Consider the following 21,080-nt stretch of genomic DNA (forward strand, 5'->3'; position numbering starts at 1 on the left):
GTACGGATCGAGCGGCATGCGAACCAGCTTTCGCGGCAACTGAAGCTCCTCCGCGACAAGCTGTTTCCGCCGCTCTCGCAAAAGACGCTACGAACATTCTCCTCCGGCGAGGCTGCCCAGATGATCGGCGTCTCCGACGGCTATCTTCGCCAGCTTTCACTGGATGGCAAGGGACCGCAGCCGGATCTTGCCCAGAATGGCCGGCGTTCCTACACGCTCGGCCAGATCAACGAATTGCGCCAGTATATGGCGAAGCTCAAGCCGAAAGACGCGCTTTCCTATCAGCCGTGGCGCCGTCCTGGCGAAAAGCTGCAGACGGTTGCCGTGACCAATTTCAAGGGCGGCTCGGCCAAAACAACAACGACGCTCTATCTGGCGCAGTATCTGGCGCTGGCGGGTTACCGGGTGCTTGCGATCGATCTCGATCCGCAGGCTTCGCTTTCCTCAATGCTCGGAGTTCAGCCCGAATTCGATCTTTCCGAGGGCGATACGCTCTATGGCGCAATTCGTTACGATGAGGGCCGCAAGCCGCTGAAGGAGATCGTCCGCAAGACCTATTTCGACGGACTGGATCTGGTGCCGGGCAATCTCGAGCTGATGGAGTTCGAGCACGAGACGCCACGGGCACTGAACGATCGGCAGCGGCCGGGCGAGCTGTTCTTCCGTCGCGTTGGCGTTGCCATTGCCGAGGTAGAGGCCGATTACGATATCGTGGTGATCGACTGCCCGCCGCAGCTCGGCTACCTCACGCTTGGCGCCGTTTGCGCAGCAACATCGCTGCTCATCACCATCCATCCGCAGATGGTCGACGTCGCTTCCATGTCGCAGTTCCTGCTGATGACTTCGGATCTGCTTTCCGTCGTACGCAAGGCCGGCGGCGACCTGCAGCATGATTTCATCAAATATGTCGTCACTCGTCACGAACCCTTCGATGCGCCGCAGTCGCAGATCGTTGCGCTGCTGCGCAGTCTCTTCAGCGATGACGTGTTGACGGCGACCATTCTCAAATCGACGGCAATCGCCGATGTCGGTCTGACCAAGCAGACGCTCTACGAGATCGAGAAAGGGCAGGTGCGCCGCTCGACCTATGACCGGGCGTTGGAATCGGTCAATGCCGCCAACAGCGAGGTTCTCGCCGGTATTCACAAAGCCTGGGGCCGTACATGAGCAGACGCGATCGCCTGAAAGGTCTTTTTGACGATACGGCGCAGGAGTTGGCCGCGGCCAACTACGAGGAGCCATCTTCGCGCGGATCGGCCGGGCCGGTTCGGACAATGGCGCTGACCCTTGGCCGCATGGAGGAAGAGAGCAGGGCGATGCAGGAGGCCTTGCTCTCCGGTGAACGCATCGTCGAACTCGATCCTGATCTGATCGATTCCTCCTTCGTCCGCGACCGCCTTGCCGACCAGCCGCTCGATTTAGAGGACGAGCTTGTGCGCTCGATTGCTGAGAGCGGCCAGGAAGTGCCGATCCTCGTTCGCCGCAATCCCCATGATGAGGACCGCTTCCAGATCGCCTACGGCCATCGCCGCCTGCAGGCGGTCAAGCTGCTCGGGCTCAAGGTGCAAGCGATCGTCCGCAAGCTTGACGATACCGATGTCGTCATCGCGCAGGGCATTGAGAATTCGGCGCGTCGGAACCTTTCTTATATCGAGCGCGCGGTCTTTGCTCTCAATCTCGAGCTCAAGGGTTTTGAGCGTCCCGTCATCATGAAAGCGCTGTCGACGGATAAGACGGAGCTTTCGAAGCTGATATCCGTCGCAAAGGCTATTCCTGCCGAAATCGTCAGGTCTGTCGGGGCCGCGCCTGGCATTGGGCGACGCAGATGGATGGCGCTTGCCCAGGACTGGAACGGGATGACGGCCGCGCGGCTTGCCAAGCTCATTGCTTCGGAAGGGTTCTCGGCGGAAGAGAGCGACCGCCGTTTCGAGCTTTTGGTTGCCGAGCTTGCCAAGAAAGAAGCGAAGCCCGAAACCACGGAATTTGACTGGAAGCCGAAGAGCGGCGGCAAGATTGCCGGCCGAATCAAGAGCGCCGGCAATTCCTTCACGATCGCGTTGAAGACCGGCGATGCGCCGGATTTCGGCGCTTACATTTCACGCCGTCTCGATGAGCTTTACGAAGCCTATCGGGCCGGCAGGTTGCAAGCAGGAGAATAGGCCGCAAAAGAAAAAAGCCTCCGAACGTTGCCGTCGCGGAAGCCTTTCTCATATCTGGACAATCTGAGAATCGCACTTCCTCGAATCACTGTCAAGCATCTTCGGCATCCTTTTGGGTGGTAGCTTTCTTTTGCCTTGAGAAAAGGTGAGGGACATGGAGCCTCAATATGTGTCGACGCCCTTTGGGCGGCGATCGATGACGCTTGGCATGCTGGCAAGCCAGGAAAGCGCCAGCAAGGTCGATCCGGACGCATCGGTCGACAAGTGGAAGATCTTTCGTGCGCTCTGCGAAGCAAAGGACATGGTCGGCGTATCGGACCGTGCCCTGGCTGTACTCAACGCGTTGTTGACCTTTTATCCGAAGAACGAGATTGCCGAGGCCAACGGCTTCGTCGTCTTTCCGTCGAACGAGCAGCTGTCGCTGCGCACGCACGGCATGGCTGGCACGACGTTGCGACGGAATCTGGCGATGCTGGTCGAAGCGGGCCTGATCATCCGGCGGGATAGTCCGAACGGGAAACGTTTTGCCCGCCGCAACGGCGAAGGCGGGCTTGGTGAGGCCTTTGGCTTCAGCCTGGCGCCACTCCTGGTGCGCGCTCGCGAGATCGAGGCGCAGGCGGCTCAGGTGATGGCCGCCAAACTCGAATGGAAGCGTCTGAGGGAGCGCCTGACACTTTGCCGGCGTGACATCACCAAGCTCATCGAAATCGCGCTGGAAGAGGAAATTGCCGGCGAATGGATCGAAATGCAGAAGCATTTCAATCTGCTTTCCGCAAGCCTGCCGCGCCGCCCTTCGGCTGCCGAGATGGAAAGCCTGCTGGCGGATCTCGAAGCTTTCCGGGAATTGATCGTCAAGACGCTGGAATCGAAGTCGAAAACAGAAAAAACAGACGCCAATGATAACCAAAACGGTCGGCACATACATAATTCAAACCCACACGCTATATCTGAATTTGAACCAAGCTTCGAACCGAAGCAGGGCGCAAAGTCGGAGGAAGAACCGCAGGCGTGGCGGGAGCCGCCGAAATCCTTCCCCCTTGCCATGGTGCTGCAGGCTTGCCCGGAGATCATCGCTTACGGACCGGGCGGCGGCATTGGCAGCTGGCGCGATCTGATGGCCGCGGCCGTCATCGTCCGTTCCACTCTTGGCGTCAGCCCCAGCGCCTATCAGCTGGCCTGCGATGTCATGGGGCCGGAAAACGCCGCCACGGTGATCGCCTGCATTCTGGAAAGGGGCGGACATATCAACTCGGCCGGCGGCTACCTGCGTGACCTGACGCGGCGGGCGGAGCGTGGCGAATTTTCGCTCGGACCTATGCTGATGGCGCTGATGCGGGCAAATGGTCCGACGGCGAGGAAAACCGGATGAACGGCTATAAAAAAGCTTCGCGCCAGCTGCGACGGCTAGAAGGATGTGCCGCCGGTCGATCTGCCATCTCAACGGCCTCCTTCCCCCGACTTTTGTTGAAATACACCATTAACCATGTCATACATGGCGGAAGGAAACACCCATTTGGCTTCCATTTGTGAAAAACCGTAAAGCTTAACAATGCGCTACGATCTCAACGGTGCAATGCTTCAAACCCTGCTTCCCTCCATTGCCGCGGCGGAGGATGCGGTGGCGCGGCTGGACGAGCGGGTGTTGCGCTCGGTGGTCGGCGAGGGATTTGCCGAACGCAGCCATTTCTTCGACGCCGCCGGCGCGCTCTGGGTGGCCGGCGAACTCGTGCATGTCGAGGATCTCGTTTTACATGATGCCCATATGGATAGCCGCGCTCCCACCCACGAACTGACGATCGCTCATTCCGTGCTGCGGGCACGTCGGCGCATCTGGACCGGCGACCCCTCCTGGGCACTCGGCGTCTCGGGCCTTGCGACGCTGACTGCGACTGGCGGGGAAGGGGAGGGGAAAGCACAGGAAGCAAAAAGCCTGGGAGTTCCACTCGAGACCGACGGAGAGGGCGAGGATGAGGACGGGCCGCTCGCTGCCGAGATGGCGGAGATCGATGCGCTTCTTGCCCGCTCGCAGAAGCTGCTCGATGTCCATGCTGGGAAAACGCCGGCAAGCGAGACGGTGGCCCTTGCTCCAGCAAAACGCAACGAAGATCCTCTCGGCTTGCTCGGTGACGACGAGTGGGACGAGGAACAGCGGCTTACCGAATGGCGAATCGTCCAGCCATTGGCCGATAGCTTGCCGCCGGTTCTCGGCGCCATCATCCTCTTCGAAGCCTGGGAAAGGATCGAGCCGCTGCGGCGTCAGCACTGGCTCGGCGGGCTTCTGGTCGCAAGCCATCTACGCGCCCGCGGCAAGGTCGCCTCGCATCTGTTTTCTTTTTACGGCGGCCTGAAGCTGGTGCGCCATGAGCGTCGTCGGGCGCGCGATCGGGCCACGCGGTTGCAAGCCTTTCTGGAGGCGGTGCATCTGGGTGCCGTGGCCGGCCTCAAGGAAATCGATCGCCTGTCGCTGGCGCGCACGCAGATGGAGCTGCGCTTTCGCGGCCGCCGTTCAAACAGCAGCCTGCCGGAACTTGCCGATTTCATCCTGTCGCGGCCAATGGTCTCGGCGGCGATGATCGCCCGTCATCTGCGCATCACGCCGCGCGGGGCGCTGAACCTAGTCAACGAGATCGGCATTCGTGAAATTACAGGCCGAGGCCGCTATCGCGCCTGGGGTATCATCTAATGCATGTCGCCCCAAAGTGTGCATGCGGCTTTGGGACAGCGACATGCATAAAGCAAAGACCTAAAGCGCGTCCCATGATTCCGATTTGACGCGATGCGCTTTAAACGAAAACGGCCGGGGGTTGGCCCGGCCGTTTCGTTTAGGCGAGCACCCAGTCCGCCATCCTGTCACAGACTGCAGACCAGGCGCTCTTGCGCTTCCTTTGCCCCCAGAAGCGCAGTCCTATTCCCGCTCGCCGGTGAAGTTGAGCAGAAGCTGGAAGATGTTGACGAAGTTCAGGTAGAGCGAGAGCGCACCGAAGACGGCGAGCTTCTGGTTCGATTCCTGATCAAAGTTTTCCGAATACTGTTCCTTGATGTTCTGCGTGTCGTAAGCGGTGAGACCGACGAAGACGACGATGCCGATCACCGAGATCGCAAACTGCAGCGCGCTCGAACCCAGGAAGATGTTGACGACCGAGGCGATGATGACGCCGAAGAGGCCCATCATCAGGAACGAGCCCATGCGCGAGAGATCGCGCTTCGTCGCATAGCCGTAGAGGCTGGTGGCGCCGAACATCGTGGCGGTGATGAAGAAGGTCCGCGCGATGCTCATCCCGGTGAAGACTAGGAAGACGGAAGCGAGCGACAGGCCCATCACGGCGCAGAACGCCCAGAAGGTGATCTGAGCGGTGCTGGCCGACATCGTCTGGATCTTGAACGAGAAGAAGAAGACGAAGGCGAGCGGGGCAAGCATCACCACCCACTTCAGCGGCGAGCCGAAGATCGGGACGTAGAGTGCCGGCGTCGAGCCGACGACAAAGGCGACGAGGCCTGTTATGACGAGGCCGAGAGCCATATAGTTGTAGACGCGCAGCATATGCTGGCGCAGGCCTTCGTCGAAGAGGGCCTGGGAGCCGGCGACGGCGCCGTAGCGGGGATTGATCGGGTTCATGCTGATCTCCTCGGTTTGAATTAATAGAGCGAGCGGGCGAGCCGTTCGGCCGCCTGGTCGAGATTGAGACCGCTATCGTCGGCGATCAGCGCATAAGCGACCTCGCCGATCTGCCAATAGGCGGCTTCCGCTTTTTCCAGCGTGAGATGACTGACCGGCTTGACCTCGAAGGCGCCCGGACGGACGGCAAAAAGCGACAGTCGCTTTCCATCTGCTTGTTCGATCGCCATCTCGACGCTGGGGCCGAATTCGGACGGGAAGATCTGCACGTCGGCGACCTTCCAATCCCTAGGCAGTTCGGGCATCACGATCGCGGTGGCGGCGCGAATATCGTCAGCGCTATAGCTGGCCGGCGTCTGCGGAGGCATCGATTGGCGCAGAGCCGCGGTCTGATAGGCGCGGACGGCATCCTCGACATAGGCGGGTGCCGGAACCGATGCCACCACCTCAGTCGCCGAGAAGGCGCCGAAGGAATTGTGCGCCACCCAGCCGGCGGCGATCAGAATGCCGACGGCGGCAACGCGCTGCATGGAATGGAAGATGCGGCCATAGGAAAGGCCACGTTCCAGCCGCCGGGCGGCATCGCGGGTCTCGGGGCGGCCAAAGGCACTTTCGCCGGCCAGCGCCAGACGCAGTTCGCCCCTCACGCTGAGGTCGGCCATGACCTTGGCGGCAATCGCCGGATTCTCGGAAAGATAGGATTCCACCTGGATGCGACGGGCGACATCGAGCTCGCCATCCACATAGGCGTTAAGATCGGCATCGAGGATCGGATCAATTGCTTTCATTGCCGTTCCCTCCGATTATTCTCAGATGCGAAACCCGCGGCGTCTTCTCCTCGAATTCGCGAAGCTGAGCGCGCGCGCGGGAGATGCGCGACATCAGCGTCCCCACGGGAATGCCGAGCGCCTGGGCGGCTTCCTGGTAGGAAAGGTCTTCGATCGCGACGAGATGCAGCGCCTCGCGCTGTTCCTCCGGGAGGTCGAAGAAGGCGTCGCGCACCTGCTGCAGGCGCACGGCGTGTTCCTGGCCGGCCGGAAGCGACTGCTCGGCTTCGACAGCCGCCTCATCGTGGCGGCGCGTCAGCGATCGGTTCCGGCGAAGACGATCGATATGGGCATTGTGCAGGATGGAGAGCAGCCAGGTGCGCAGGTTGCCGCCGCTGCGGAAGCTCTTTCGCTTCTCGAAGGCGCGCACCAGCGCATCATGCACCAGATCCTCCGCCTCGTCCGAATTGCGCACCAGCGAGCGAGCGTAGCGCCTCAGCGCTGCAAGCTGTCCGATGACGTCGAAGGGGCGTTCTTTGCGTTCCATGATTGAGTATACGCAAGTGCGGCGGGTTTTATTCCCGCGGCCGTAAAAAAATCAAGCGGACCGAGACCGTCGCTGGATTCATCAAATATCCTTCCCCAGCGGAGGGCGCCTCAAATCCGCGATTGTTTATGACAATTACATGACAGATCATGACGCCGCCGATTTGCGGGGGAAAATAAAGAATGAAGGAAAAGAAGCGGGTCTACGAAGCTCTCGTGGACGGCGCCATGGAAGGGCTGACGGATGAGGCGCTCTATGATTTCGTCAAGGCGCGTTGTCCGAAGGCCACCAGCAAGAAGATCGTCCGGGCCTCGCTTCTCGCCCTGATGGATCCTCATCTCAGAGACCGCAATATTCTCGACGTGATTTATGCACTGGCGATCAAGCATCGGCTGGATGACGGCGTGCTGGACGACGGCGAAGACGAGGAGCCCGACGAGCGGGCTCAACCCTCGCCGGCAGCCAACCAGAACATGCCGCAGCTTTCCTGATGCAGGTCGCCTGAAATGGTCAGCCGCCGTCCGAAAGCTCTTCGAGGATCGGACAGTCCGGCCTGTCGTTGCCGTGGCAGGCATGCACGAGGTGCTCAAGCGTCCGGCGCAGCTCCGTCAGCTCGCGGATCTTGCGATCGATCTCGGCAAGCTTTGTCTGAGCGATATCCTTGACGTCGGCACTCGCCCGGTCCTTGTCCTCATAGAGTGCCAGCAATTGCCGGCATTCTTCGACGGAAAAGCCGAGGCCGCGCGAGCGCTGCAGGAAGCGCAGCTTGTGAACGTCGGTTGCGGCATAGTCGCGATAGCCGTTTCCGCCCCTTTCGGGGCGGATGAGGCCAATATCCTCGTAGTAGCGGATCGTCTTCGAAGGCAGGCCGGACCGTTCCGATGCTTCGCCGATATTCATCGCCATCTCCTATAATTTTGCAAAGCGCAGTCTCAGCGCATTTGATATGACCGAAACGGACGAGAGGCTCATTGCTGCTGCGGCGATCATCGGCGAAAGCAGCAGCCCGAAGATCGGATAGAGCAGGCCGGCCGCGATCGGCACGCCGAGCGCATTATAGCCGAAGGCGAAGCCGAGATTCTGGCGGATGTTTTGCATCGTCGCCTCCGCCAGCCGCCGTGCCCTGACGATGCCGTTCAGGTCGCCCTTCACCAATGTGATGCCGGCGCTTTCCATCGCGACGTCGGCGCCGGTCCCCATGGCGATGCCAACATCGGCGGCGGCGAGCGCCGGGGCGTCGTTGACGCCGTCGCCGGCCATGGCGATGATGGCGCCCTTGCTACGCAATTCGTCGATCAGCGCCTTCTTGCCTTCCGGAAGCACATCGGCGCGAACCTCGTCGATGCCGAGGCTTTTTGCCACCGCACGCGCCGTGCGCTCGTTGTCGCCGGTCGCCATGATGATCTTCAACCCGCTGTCGTGCAGTGCCTTGATGGCGGCTGTTGTCGTCGGCTTGATGCGGTCGGCAACGGCGACGAGACCGGCAAGCGCGCCATCGAACACCACGAACATCACCGTCTTGCCGTCGCCGCGCAGGGCCTCGGTCTTCTCGGCAAGTACCGCCGGATCAATGCCGAGATCGGTAAGCATCGCGGCATTGCCGAGCGCCACCGTCGTGCCGCCGGCACGGCCCTGAACGCCCTTGCCGGTCTTTGCCTCGAAACCGGTGACCTCCACGAAGGGGACGCCGCGCTCCTCGGCGCCGGAAACGATCGCTTCGGCCAGCGGATGTTCGGAGCCGCGCTCCAGGCTTGCCGCCAGCGACAGCAGCCGGTCTTCGCCGACCCCACCGAAGGCGATGACATCGGTAAGCTTCGGCTTGCCTTCAGTCAGCGTGCCGGTCTTGTCGACGATCAGCGTGTCGACCTTGGAAAAGCGCTCAAGCGCTTCGGCATCCTTGATCAGCACGCCTTCCTGCGCGCCGCGCCCGGTGGCGATCATGATCGACATTGGCGTTGCCAGGCCGAGCGCACAAGGGCAGGCGATGATCAGAACGGCGACGGCGGCTAGCAGTGCATTCGCCATGCGCGGCTCGGGCCCGATCGCGGCCCAGACAAGGAAGGCTAGGATGGCAGCAGCGACCACCGCCGGCACGAAGACGGCCGACACCCGGTCGACGGCGCCCTGGATCGGCGCCCGCGAGCGTTGCGCCTTGGCGACCATGTCGACGATGCGCGACAGCACCATATCTGCGCCGACCTTTTCGGCGGCCATGACGAAGGTGCCGTTCTTGTTGATCGTGCCACCGGTCAGCGGGTCGCCTTTCGACTTCTCCAGAGGCAGGGGCTCGCCTGATATCATCGATTCGTCGACGGTCGACTGGCCTTCGAGGACGGAGCCATCCACCGGCACCCGCTCGCCAGGGCGAACGCGCAGCTGGTCACCGGTCTGGATATCGCCAACAGGCACGTCGCGCTCGCTGCCGTCGGCATCGATGCGCCGCGCCGTCTTCGGCGCAAGGTCGAGCAAAGCGCGGATTGCCGAGCCGGTACGTTCGCGCGCTTTCAATTCCAGCACCTGGCCGACGAAGACGAGCGCGACGATGACGGCTGCTGCCTCGAAATAGACGGGCACGGCCGCGCCGTGGCCATGGAAGCTCATCGGGAAGATGCCGGGTACAAGCGTGGCGACGACGCTGTAGACATAGGCGGTGCCGACGCCGAGACCGATTAGCGTCCACATATTCGGGCTGCGGTTGACGAGAGACGCCCATGCGCGGCGGAAGAAGGGCAGGGCTGCCCAGAGCACCACCGGCGTTGCTAGCAGCAGTTCGATGTAGGTGGCCTGCGGCTCGCCGATCGTTTCGCGAAGCGGCAGGCCGAACATCGGCCCCATGCTCAGCGCCAGCAGCGGCACGGCAAGGATGGCGCTGACCCAGAGCCGCCTGACGAAATCGACGAGTTCCGGGTTCGGACCTTCGTCAGCAGGCGGAATGCCCATCGGCTCCAGCGCCATGCCGCATTTCGGGCAGTCGCCGGGACGGTCGCTGATGACTTCGGGATGCATCGGGCAAGTGTAGAGCGTGCCCGTCGGCGCCGGCTTTGCCGGCGGGTGCTTGCCGTCGCGATAGGCTGAGGGGTCGGCTTCGAATTTCGCATGGCAGGCGGCCGAGCAGAAATAGAACTTTTCACCGTCGACTTTCAGAAAGTGTTTCGCCGTCGAGCGATCGACGGTCATGCCGCAGACGGCGTCCTTCGCGGCCAGATAATCCGCAGGTGCCGCCGCAAACTTCGTCCGGCAGCCCTCGGAGCAGAAATGATAGGTGCGGCCGTCATGCTCAAGCGATGGCTTGCCGGCTTGCGGATCGACGGTCATGCCGCAGACAGGATCACGGATCACGGCATCGGCAGCCTTCTCCTGATCATGGCCGCAATGGCAATGATCATCGCCATCGTCGTGGCTGTGGTGGTGGTCGTGCTGGTGCTTGATATCCATGACTATCTCCTGTGCCCCGGAGGGCCGTTGGATAGGCTTATCCACCTTCCAGCGACTGGAAGGTCAAGCACTATTTTCATGGACTCGATTTTAGCGACGGCTGGTCCTCAGATCGGGGTGATCAGCCCGACCGGCTGGCTCCCGAGCAGGGCGGCGACCGAGATGCTGCCCCCGGGCTCGATCGTCTTTCCGGTCAGCAGGTCCGCCTTTAGACCGTGAAGCGGGGAGGGGACGGCGATCGCCGTATCCTCCCAGAATTCCGGGCCGGCAAAGAGCACGCCGGGGTCGAGCCAGCCGAACATCAGCCGTGGCGCTGCGATGATGGCGAAATCATCCTTGTGCACCCGGGCATAAGCGAGGATGTGGTCTCGCCGGGCGCCCGTCACCTTCAGCGGCAGATAGTCGCCTCTGGAAAAGAGGTCCGCGTGCCGCTGGCGCAGCTGCAGGCCGATCCCGACAATGCGCTGCTTCAACGCCGCCGCCTGCAGCTTGGCGATCGGCCCGGCTTCATCAAGCCATGCTTTCAGCCGCTCATGATCGACTGGTCGGCGGTTGTCTGGATCGACGAGGCTGAAGTCGAAGCTTTCGGCACCCTGGTAGATATCGGGAATGCCGGGGGCCGTCAGCTTGAGCAGTGTCTGCGACAGGCTGTTGAGGTAACCCGCCGCGATGAAGGGCTGCAGCACCCTTTCGAAATCCTCGAGAAAGACGCCATTATCAGGCGAAACCAGGGCCGCGGCATAGGTCGTGGCCGTTTCCTCGTAAGCGGCATCCTGTTCCGTCCAGTCGCTGCGCAGTTTCGCCTCGCGCACGGCCTTGACGGCGTAATCGGTGAAGCGTTCGCGGAGTTCTTCCGTCTGTCCTCTATCGAAATCTTCCGGCCAGATGCCGGCCAGAGCCTGATAGAGCATCCATTCGACATTTGGCTCCGGCGCTGCGCCATCCGGCAGATCCTTCAGCCACGGCCGGTTCATGTCTCGCCACCGCTCGACCGCCTGTGCAAAAACATCCGCGCCCTCGCTCAGCGCATAAAGCCTTGCACGCGCATCCTCGCCGCGTTTGGTGTCGTGGGTCGCGCTTGTCGAAAGCCCATGCGGCTGCAGCCGCGCCCGCTCTGCCATGCGGCGGTGGAATTCCTCCGGGCCGCCAGGCGCTTTGCCCGGTTCACCGCCCACTTCGTTTGCGGCAAGCAGCCTGTTATAGCGGTAAAAAAGCGTATCCTCGGTCGCCTTCGCCATCACCGGCCCGCTCAATTGCTGGAAGCGGATGCGGAACTCGTGGGCCGCGTCACCCTCGACCTTGCCTTCGAGAAGCTTCAGAACCTGGTCGAGGGCACGTTGATCGTCGAGCAGCGCCATCGCTTGCGAAGCGGTCGCCGCCAGCACCGCTGAATCCTGCCAGGAAAGCGGGCCACCGTCGCCATAGGTGCGGTAGACGGGAAAGGTGATCAGCAGTTCGCTAAGCGCGGTGGCGATCTCGTCTCTTTTTGCCTCGGGAAAGATGCCTGCCGCGATCGACACCAGCCTATTGGTCTCGCCGGCGAAATTACGTTCGACCATCAGTCGCTTGGCAATTCGCCGGCCCGCCTCGAGATCACCCGTGTCGGCGGCGATCCTGCGATAGGCATCATCCAATATGCGCAGACCTCCGGCGTCGATGAACAGCTCGCTCAGCGCGGCGATGAATTCATATCCCGTGGTTCCGGCAACCCGCCAGCTCTCCGGCAGGACCTCGCTAGCCCCGAGGATCTTTTCGACGACGATATAGGTGTCCGGTCCCACCGCCTCCCGCAACCTGTCGAGATAGGCCTTGGGCTCGGCGAGCCCGTCGACATGGTCGATGCGCAGGCCCTGCACTTTGCCATGGCGCACCAGCTCGATCACCAGCCGGTGCATGTCCTCGAACACCGGGGGATCTTCGACGCGGGTGCCGACCAGTCCGGTCACCTCGAAAAAACGGCGATAACTCAGATGTCGCGCCGCCGTCTTCCAGTGCGTCAGCCGCCAATGCTGTCCCTCATGCAGGCTTCTCATGAAATCGCGATCGGCCGAGACGTCATTGAGCTTCTGCTGGAGGGCGGCTCGATCGCCGCCTTCGAAGAGGATATCGCGCATCGCGCGGTTGAAGTTCTCGCCGGAGGTGACGGCCGCAGCCTCCGCCATTCTGGTGGCAATCGGATCGTCGAGCCGATCTGCGATCGCTCCGTAACTCGCCGGGTTCAGCGGCAACAGCGTCTCAAAATAACCGAACGCGAAGTTACCGTGCGTTTCGTCGAGCGCGATGCGAAGCTCGCCACCGGCGAGTGCTCCCTCGAAGTCCTGACCGAGCTGCGGCAGGGTCAGCGGCTCGCTCCAGTCGATGTCGAAGTGGCTGAAATAGGCGCTCTGTCGCCCAAATATCAGCACGTCGCGCCACCAGCCGTTTTCCGGCGAGGCCGCCATGTGGTTCGGCACGATGTCGAGGATCAGTCCCATGCCTGCGGATGCAAGGCTTTCCGCCAGCCGCTCGAATGCGGCCCGGCCGCCGAGCACCGGGTCGATTTCGTTGGCGTCTGTCACGTCATAGCCGTGGGTCGAACCGCTGACGGCGGTGAAGATCGGCGAGGCGTAGAGGTGGCTGATGCCGAGCGTCTTGAGATAGGGGACGAGGTCGCAGGCGCGATCGAAGGTCATGCCGTTGCGGAATTGTATCCGGTAGGTCGCTCTCGGGAGTGTCATGAGGCCGCTGATGTTGGAAAGAGACCCTCCGGAACGGTTGCAGCCGGGTTTTTGTTCCTTGCAGCACCGCGCGTCTTTTGACACGCCTAAGGGACGCTGCAACTTTTTTAATCGGTGGATCGTGCGTTCGGATGTTCTAGTCGATGAAAACGCCGACGCTTGCGGCGCGTCCGGCCGAGTCGATGACGGTTAGTTTCGAGTAGCCGCCGCCATCAGGCAGCCATTGCTGGATACGCCGGCGGGACAGATCAGGCAGCGGCTTGCCATTGGCAAGCCAGCGGAAGGGGGCTCGGCCACCCTGGAGCTTCAGCATCAGCGGTGACAAGTTCCCTTGACCAGCGCCGAGATCGACATGCGCGCCCTCGGGCGGATAGATGATCTCAGGCGGGGCCTCGCGGCCGGAGGCGAGCAGGCCGCTGGCATTGAGGGCGAAGCGCCGCTGGCTGATGGGCAGCTCCGACTGGGCGATGCGCACGGCGCCCGCAGGCGGGCGGGGAAGCGGCGTCGTCGCGATGCCTGACTTGGCGAACCCTTCGAAGAGGACGGGCGCGGCGGTGCCATAACCGGTCAATCCCGGCACGGCGCTGTTGTCAGGCCGTCCGACCCAGACGCCTAGCACATAACGCCCATCATAGCCGACCGACCAGGCATCACGGTAGCCGTAGCTCGTGCCGGTCTTGTAGGCGATGCCGCGCTGCGGTGCGCCTGAGGGAGGAATGACGCCGGAGAGAATATCGGCGACGTTCCAGACCGCGACCGGTTCCAGCAACGGTTCGCCGTCGAGCTTGCCCGGTGCGCCGCTGACGCCGTCGCCGAGCCTTGCCGGCTGGCCGCGATTGGCGAGGGCCGTATAGAGTTGCACCAGATCCTTCAAAGTGATGCCGACGCCGCCGAGACCGATCGCCAGTCCCGGCGTCTCATTCGGCGGCAGGACCGGGCGTACCTCGGCGCGGCGGAAGCGCACCATCAGCCGCGACGGCCCGACGGCATCGAGCAGCTTGACGGCCGGCACGTTCAGCGAAAGCTGCAGCGCCTCGCGCACGGTGACGTCGCCCTGGTAGCTCATGTCGAAATTGCGCGGCCGGTAGCCGAAGAAGTCAGCGGGCCGGTCCTCGATGATCGTTTCCTGGGACACCAGGCCCTGTTCGAAAGCCAGCCCATAAATGAAGGGCTTCAGCGTTGAGCCCGGCGAGCGGTTGACGCGCGTCATGTCGATCCAGCCAGAGCGGCTGGCATCGAAATAATCGGCTGAGCCAACCTCGCCGACAATCGCACCGGTTTGCGCATCCGCCATCACCATGGCAAGCGAAAGCTTCGGCCCGAGCTTGAACGCCGCTGCCCGCGCAACCGCTTCCAGCCCCTGCTGCACCTGTTTCTTCAAAGTCGTCTGATGCTTGAGGACATCAGGCTCCTTGCGCAGTGCGGCTTCGGCGACATGGGCGGCAAGTGCCGGCAATTGCATGCGCCGCGACGGGACCGCGACGCCTTCAGCCCGCTCCGCTTCGCCGTCACCAACGGCTCTAGCGACCGCTACGCGGTCAAGCACACGCTTGCGCGCGGCCTCGGCTGCCTTGAGATTGCGGTCAGGCCGGCGCCGTTCCGGCAATTGCGGCAGGGCGACGAGCAAAGCCGCCTCGGCGACCGTCAGGCGTCGCGGTTCCTTGCCGAAATAGGCAAGGCTTGCGGCGCGCACGCCTTCCAGATTGCCGCCATAGGGCGCGTGCGTCAGATAGAGGTCGAGAATCTCTTCCTTCGACAGCCGCCGCTCGATCTGCACGGCGCGCACCAACTGCAGCAGTTTTGCCGAAAGCGAGCGTCCTTCGCGCGGCTCGATCAGCCTGGCCACCTGCATCGAAAGCGTCGAGGCGCCGGAGACGATGCGGCCATTGCTGACCAGTTGCACGGCAGCGCGCCCGAGCGCCCAGGGATCGACGCCGCCGTGGTCGTAGAAACGCTGGTCCTCATAGGCGATCAGCATGCGCAAGAATTGCGGATCGACGTCGGAGACCGCCGTCTTCAGCCGCCAGCGGCCTTGCGACGTCGCAAACGCACGCAACAATTGCCCATCGGCATCCAGCACCTCGGCAGACACGGCATTTGCCCTGTCCAGCGGCGGCGGAAAGGCCTTGTCGGCGGCATCGAGCGCAAAGAGAGCCGCGCCGGCAAGAATGATGCCGGCTGCGGACCCGATCGCAAACTTGTGCCACCGCCTCATTATTGCGCCGTCACGACCTCCATCTTGCCGGTTGCCGTGCGGGCCGAAAGCTCCGGCCGGTACATGTCCTCGACGTTTGCGGCCGGATGGTCGTAGGTGCCGGGGGTGACGGCACGAACGACATAGGCGACGTTGAATTCGCGCTCATCGCCTGCTGCGCGGTTGAAGGCGGCGACGAAGCGGTCGTAGCGGAATTCGGTATGGGCAGCGGAGATCTCGCCGATCCAGTCGAAATTCGCCATCTGGGCGCTGTCGACGAGATTCGGATTGTCGATCTCGAAGCCGGCCGGCAGAAGGTCGGTGATGACGATGCGCGACGGCCAGTCGTTGGTTTCGCGCACATGGATGACGACGACGTAGCGTTCGTTCTGCTTCGCCTCGCTGACATTCGCTTCTTCGCCGTCGAGCGTGTAATAGGTCCGCTCGATGACGAAGCCGTCGCCGCCGGCCGGCAGCGGCACTGTGGGAGCGGCAACGGTGGTGACCACAGCCGAAACCGTGTCGTTTGTCTGGTTGGTCAGCGTCAGCGGATGGTCAGCCAGGGCATCGCCGGTCATGCGTGCCATGTAGGCACCGGTGTGCGCGGCCCCATTGACATCGACCTTCAGGCCGTCGTCACCGCCTTGGATGGCGCGCGCGGCAAGCAGCATCCAGGTTTCTTCCTGCGTGCTCTTATATTTGCTGCGCTCCCATTCCTTGCCGACCGCCTTGGCGAGTTCCGGGATGACCGGCGGTACCGGCCGGCTTTCGGCGGCGAGCGCCAGGATCGCCGCGCCGTCGCGCAGGATCGTGCCATAGTCGGTACGCGACAGGTTCACGCGTGACACCATCGACTGCTCCGACATCTGCAGCGCGTCGAGGAAGATATTCTTCGAGCGCTGCGCATCACCGTAGAGCGCCAATGCGGCGGCGATATGCGCCTTGGCGAGCGGCGTCGGGAAGTCATTGATCATCGTATCGGCATAATAGCGCAGATCGCTGATCGCAGCCTTCTTGTTGCGAGCAAGGACGTAGATGGCATAGGCGATCTGATCGCCCTGGCCCTTGATGTCGGTGGTGTAGGACAAGGTGTTCTGCAGGTTTTCGAGCGCCTGCACGAAAGCCCTTTCCGGCACGTCGTATTTCATTTCGCGGGCCCGCGTCAGGAAATCGGTGACATAAGAATCGAGCCAGACATCGCCCGAATCCGGTCCCCAGAGGCCGAAACTGCCGGCAGAGGCCTGATAGGAAAGCACGCGGTAGATCGCGTCCTGTACGCGCTTATGCACGTCGTCGTCGTTTTCCATACCCGCCTGCTTTGCGACTTCGGCGAGATAGAGCAGCGGCAGCGCTCGGCTGGTGGTCTGCTCGGCGCAGCCAAAGGGATAGCGGTCGAGCGTCATCAGCAGGGCGGGAATATCGAAGGCGGCCGAACGGGTGACATTGACGCTGATCGAGGCACCCGGCAGCACGCTGTCGGCCAGCAGGTTCTTGTCGACGGTGAGCTTTGCCCCCGGCTTCAGCGCCAGCACCCTGCGTTCGGTGATCGGCAAGGAAGCCGGGCGCACCGGCACATCGACCGTCTGGTCGAGTGAAAGGCCGGAAGCGTCGGAGAGGTTGATCGAGACGCTGCCGGCGCCCGGCTGTTTGCCGATGAGCGAAAGCGTCAGTTCGGATTTCGCGCCGGCCTCGAGGCGGATCGTCTGCGAGGCAGAAGCTTCCTCGATGCCGACCGCATCATTACCGGTCAGTTGCAGCTTGTAGTCGCCGGCCGGCGCATCGGTATTGGCAATGTCGAGGCGCAGATTGGCCTTGTCGCCGGGGGAGAGGAACTTCGGCAGACTTGCGGTCACCACGACGGGATCGCGGATGATGACATCCTTGACGCCGTGGCCGACGCCCGATTTCGACCAGGCGACGGCCATGACACGCGCCGTGCCGTTGAATTGCGGAATGTCGAAGGAGACATTGGCCTTGCCTTCGGCGTCGAGCTTCACCGGCCCGGAGAAGAAGGCGACGAGCTTCTGCGTCGGCGGGCTTGCCTGCAGCGCAATGGCGCCGCCATCACCGCCGGTCCTGAGCTTGCCGGTCGCACCCAGCGAGCCGTCGATCAGGCGGCCATAGAGGTCGCGGATTTCAAGACCGAGCTGGCGCTGGCCGAAATACCAGTCCTCCGGGTTCGGCGGTTCGTAGCGCGTCAGGTTGAGAATGCCGACATCGACGGCAGCAACCGTCACGTAGGCGTCCTCGTTGGCGCCGGCGCCAGCCACCTGCAGGCCGATATTCAACGGTCCGCGCGGCAGCATCTTCTCGGGCGTGTCGAGCGTCACCTGCAGCGCGCGCTGTTCAGGATCGACTTTCAGCCATTTGATGCCGATCGAGCGCATCGGCATATGGCTGTCCTGCGCGTCGCCGGGGCGGAAGAGCGTTGCGGTCACATAAGCACCGGCACCCCAGTCTGATGTAACCGGGATATCGACCTCGCCGCCGGTCTCGCCGATCGTGGCGTTCTGTACGGCAACCAGCTTTTCGGTTCCGGCCGTCACCATCAGCTCGCCGCCATAGCGCGAGGTGACTTTCAGCTTGGCGGTGTCGCCGATCTTGTAGCTGTCCTTGTCGAGGGCGATCTCAAGCCCGTCGGGCGTTTCCGTCGAGGTCGATGTCACGAACCAGCCGGCGTCGAATTCGACGCTGGAGGTCGGGCCGTCGGCATCGGGGCTTTCCACTTCGAGGCGATAGCGGCCCCAGGTCACCGGAACGGAGATCTTGCCGCCGTCCATCGTCGCGTCGACGCTGCCGTTGGAGACCTGCTCGGCGGTGTAGACCGGCTCGTATTTCCAGGCGGTTCCCTCGCGATACCACTGATATTCGCGGTTGAGGCTATAGAATTTCCAGCGCAGGCCCTTCGTCTCCTGCTTTTGTCCATCGGCCTTGACGCTGATCACCGTAAAGTTGGCGATCGAATTCTCCGGCAGATCGTCGGAAAATTCCGGCTTAACGCCGATCGAAGCGCCCTGGTTCTTCACCGGAATGGTCAAGGAGCGCTCGATGGCGCGGCCGCCCGCCTCCTGCATGCGCATATAGACAGTCGCGTTGAGCAACTGCGTCGTGGCCGGCAGGTCGCTGATGGTCAGGTCGGTCGAGGCTTCGCCGTTCTCGTCGAGTTCCGGCAGGCCGTCGATCGGCAGGCGCGAATCCTCGCTCGCCTCTTCGTCGGCGAGGCCGAAGAGGAAGCCCTTGTAGGCCGCGCTCTCGCGCGTCGGCTTGACGACGACGTCGCCTTCGAGCGTCAGGCCGGCGGCTGGGGCGCCGTAGAGATATTTGCCCGAAACGGTGATCGTCGCCGGCGTGTCCGGACCGACTTCCTTGGCCTCGGTCTTGATCTCCATGTCGGTGCGATCGGGGACGAAATCGTCGACGAGGAAACTCTTGGTGGCGATCGCGCTGCCCTTGGGATCGGTATAGATGTTCATCGTCCAGGTGCCGCGCATGGCGTTTTCCTGGGTCGGGAAATCGATGGAGTAGCCGCCGAGATTGCTGGTCTGGCTGACGATCCGCCGGTCTTCGACACCGTCGGGGCGGCTGAAGATGAAAGTGAGCGGAAGGTTCTCGATGGCGTTGCCATCGGTGTCGCGGGCGAGCGCCTGCGCATGCACCGTCTCGCCGGCGCGGTAGATGCCGCGTTCGGTGAAGGTCAGCACGTCGATCGCGCCGGGTGCTGCGCGGCCCGTCACGCCACGGTCGGAGAGGTCGAAGCCGGCGCGCGTCATGTCGAGGAAGACGTAGTCCGACGTGCCGTTTTTGGCGGTAATGACGGCTGGCGTCAGCGCCGCCGTGCCGCGGATCAGGCCGGCAGTGAAGGTGGCGCGGCCGTTTTCGTCGGTCGTGGCAGTGCCGAGCACTTCATTGTTCTTGGCGAGCAGCTGCAGCTCTACGCCTGCGATCGGCTTGGCCGAGGCGAGCGAGCGGGCGAAGACGTTGAGCCCGTCCGTACCGGCATAGGTGGTGACGCCGATATCGGAGACCAGGAACCATTGCGTCGCCTGCGAATCCCACTCCTGCGCGGGGCCGTTTGCCGCCGTTGCGGTCATCACATATATGCCGGGCTTGCGCTCGGGCAGCGCCTCGTCGACCGGGAAGCTGGTGACGATGTCCTTGTTGAGTTCGTTGGCGATGTCGATCGAGCCCTGCCAGACGAGTTCGCCGCTCTGGTCCTGGATGTTCTGGGCGCTGTAGCCGTCGAGTTGGGACAGGAACTGCGAATTGGTCAGCAGCGGCGCGATGGCGCGATCGCCGATGCGGTAGAGTTTCAAGTTGGCCGAGGTCATATTGACCGAGACGATCGGGATGCCGCGGCGCGCCGTCGAGGGCAGCACGAAGCTGTCGCCGGTGAAACGCACGATCTGGCTACGGTCCTTGATGTAGACGTCGACGCTGACAGGTGCTTCCAGCACCTCGTCGACGGCCGACGGCAGGCCGGTGCGGAAGGCGATCTTGTAGGTCTGACCATGCGTCAGCCCCTCGACGCAGATCTGCTTGTCCTTGGTTTCCAAGGCCTTCGGCGCTTTGCCGTTCAGCGTCACGAAGGGGGTGTAGTCGGTGGTCTTGACGAGTGCCTCGGAGAAGGTGACGCAGGCCCGCGGCGTGGCGCTGTCGGCATCGACCGTGTGTTCCGTGACGCGGAAGCCCTGCGTTGATTTCAGCTGCAGGTAGGCCGCCTGCACATCTTTGGCGCCGACAAGCGCCAGGCTCGCCTTGTAGGCGTCGAGCGCCGGGCGGTAGTTGGCATTCCGCTCCAGTGCAGTGGCAAGCACGGCCAGCGCCTCGGCGCGTTTGGCGGTGGTGCGCGTCAGCTCGTAGCCGTTCAGCGCGTCGAGCACGGCTTGGCCGGTCGTGTTGCTCTCGGCGCCGCCGAGCGAGGCTGCGGCGCGGGCGGTTTCGAGCCAGAGATCGGCGTCGTCAGGTGTGATCGACAGCGCGCCATGGAAGGACTTCAGCGCGTCGGCCAGATTGTTGGCAGTGAGGTCAATGCGGGCATTGGCCGTCAGGCTGTCGGCGCCCTGGCCCTGCTGGTCGTCGGCCAGGGTCAGATTATCCTTGAAGTCGTGGGCCTGCTGGATGAGATCGTTGGTCAGGAAGGTCAGCCGCGGCGCGGCGCCAATATCCCGCTCCTGCTGGCCGGCCGTTTCGACGATCTTGCCGGCGATGGCGCCGGGGAAGGCGTTCATCGTTTTGAAATCGGATTTCAGGAAGCACCATTTCACCTTGGGATTGTAGGTGAAGGCCTCGCAGCTCTTGTCGCCGATGCAGGATGTCTTGCACTGATCGAGCGAGACGTTCTGCTCGGTGCGAAGATCGAAGCCGAAGAAATCGGCGTCCTTAATCGTCTGGATGTCGCGCTTGGTGTCCGCAGCGGCGGCGGAAAAGCTGATAGCGATCGTGGAAAATGCGATTGTCGCGAAAGCGAAGAACGAGCGCACGGACATAGGTTCCCCCCGGAAATGCTGGCTCCGACCGGCGGGCACTCTCCTCACTCCTCGCGAGATTGTCAACTGAAGTTGAGCGCTGTTTCATCTTCGCACAGGCGCTTTCGTCCAGCTGTCACATCGGCGTGAGTGACCGCCTTGTGATTTGCGGCTTTTGCT

At 62.7% G+C, this 21,080-nt stretch carries 13 protein-coding genes; 5 read left to right on the forward strand and 8 right to left on the reverse strand.

Translation table 11 applies throughout. The features are described 5' to 3' along the window. The 4 genes from repA to ACD590_RS30010 form a co-directional block, all read left to right on the forward strand. Positions 1-1,167 (forward strand): plasmid partitioning protein RepA (repA, locus tag ACD590_RS29995; protein ID WP_439004072.1); only part of this gene is annotated, 1,167 nt, incomplete at its 5' end. Next, positions 1,164-2,159 carry a plasmid partitioning protein RepB gene (repB, locus tag ACD590_RS30000; RefSeq protein WP_439004073.1) on the forward strand — a complete coding sequence of 332 codons (996 nt, stop codon included), beginning with the start codon at positions 1,164-1,166 and terminating at the stop codon, positions 2,157-2,159. The genes repA and repB, both read left to right, overlap by 4 nt. A gap of 154 nt (positions 2,160-2,313) precedes the next feature. Next, positions 2,314-3,528 (forward strand): plasmid replication protein RepC, encoded by a 1,215-nt coding sequence (gene repC, locus ACD590_RS30005; protein ID WP_439004074.1) that lies wholly within the window; start codon positions 2,314-2,316, stop codon positions 3,526-3,528. 180 nt (positions 3,529-3,708) lie between these two features. Next, complete coding sequence (locus ACD590_RS30010; protein WP_439004075.1) at positions 3,709-4,842, forward strand: RHE_PE00001 family protein; 1,134 nt, start codon at positions 3,709-3,711, stop codon at positions 4,840-4,842. Positions 4,843-5,064: 222 nt separating this feature from the next. Here ACD590_RS30010 and ACD590_RS30015 read toward each other — a convergent pair whose 3' ends face one another. Genes ACD590_RS30015 through ACD590_RS30025 form a run of 3 tightly spaced genes read right to left on the reverse strand, consistent with a single transcriptional unit; the run spans position 5,065 to position 7,089 of the window. Then, positions 5,065-5,775: a Bax inhibitor-1/YccA family protein gene (locus ACD590_RS30015; RefSeq protein ID WP_018246224.1), complete on the reverse strand. Its 711-nt coding sequence runs from the start codon at positions 5,773-5,775 to the stop codon at positions 5,065-5,067. 20 nt (positions 5,776-5,795) lie between these two features. Further along, positions 5,796-6,563, reverse strand: a complete 768-nt coding sequence (locus ACD590_RS30020; protein WP_018246225.1) for an anti-sigma factor family protein — start codon at positions 6,561-6,563, stop codon at positions 5,796-5,798. Then, the gene (locus ACD590_RS30025; protein ID WP_018246226.1) at positions 6,550-7,089 is read right to left on the reverse strand and encodes a sigma-70 family RNA polymerase sigma factor; all 540 of its coding nucleotides are present in this window, start codon (positions 7,087-7,089) and stop codon (positions 6,550-6,552) included. The genes ACD590_RS30020 and ACD590_RS30025 overlap by 14 nt, the downstream gene beginning before the upstream one ends. A gap of 182 nt (positions 7,090-7,271) precedes the next feature. Between ACD590_RS30025 and ACD590_RS30030 the strand changes: the two genes are divergently transcribed. Continuing rightward, positions 7,272-7,580 carry a hypothetical protein gene (locus tag ACD590_RS30030; protein WP_065276211.1) on the forward strand — a complete coding sequence of 103 codons (309 nt, stop codon included), beginning with the start codon at positions 7,272-7,274 and terminating at the stop codon, positions 7,578-7,580. Positions 7,581-7,599: 19 nt separating this feature from the next. On the opposite strand, the gene cueR is transcribed toward ACD590_RS30030, so the two are convergent. The 5 genes from cueR to ACD590_RS30055 form a co-directional block, all read right to left on the reverse strand. Beyond that, positions 7,600-7,989, reverse strand: a complete 390-nt coding sequence (gene cueR / locus ACD590_RS30035; RefSeq protein ID WP_065276210.1) for a Cu(I)-responsive transcriptional regulator — start codon at positions 7,987-7,989, stop codon at positions 7,600-7,602. Between the two features lie 9 nt (positions 7,990-7,998). After that, positions 7,999-10,524 (reverse strand): heavy metal translocating P-type ATPase, encoded by a 2,526-nt coding sequence (locus tag ACD590_RS30040; RefSeq protein ID WP_113541701.1) that lies wholly within the window; start codon positions 10,522-10,524, stop codon positions 7,999-8,001. Between the two features lie 107 nt (positions 10,525-10,631). After that, positions 10,632-13,241 carry a malto-oligosyltrehalose synthase gene (gene treY / locus ACD590_RS30045; RefSeq protein ID WP_018246230.1) on the reverse strand — a complete coding sequence of 870 codons (2,610 nt, stop codon included), beginning with the start codon at positions 13,239-13,241 and terminating at the stop codon, positions 10,632-10,634. A gap of 136 nt (positions 13,242-13,377) precedes the next feature. Further along, a complete protein-coding gene (gene pbpC / locus ACD590_RS30050; RefSeq protein ID WP_018246231.1) occupies positions 13,378-15,456 on the reverse strand; it encodes a penicillin-binding protein 1C in 2,079 nt (692 codons plus the stop codon). Continuing rightward, positions 15,456-20,921, reverse strand: coding sequence for an MG2 domain-containing protein (locus ACD590_RS30055; RefSeq protein ID WP_439004076.1), 5,466 nt, complete (start codon positions 20,919-20,921; stop codon positions 15,456-15,458). The genes pbpC and ACD590_RS30055 overlap by 1 nt, the downstream gene beginning before the upstream one ends. Positions 20,922-21,080: the final 159 nt, after the last annotated feature.

Source organism: Rhizobium sp. 862_C5_N1_2 (assembly GCF_051811205.1).
GTDB lineage: Bacteria > Pseudomonadota > Alphaproteobacteria > Rhizobiales > Rhizobiaceae > Rhizobium > Rhizobium leguminosarum.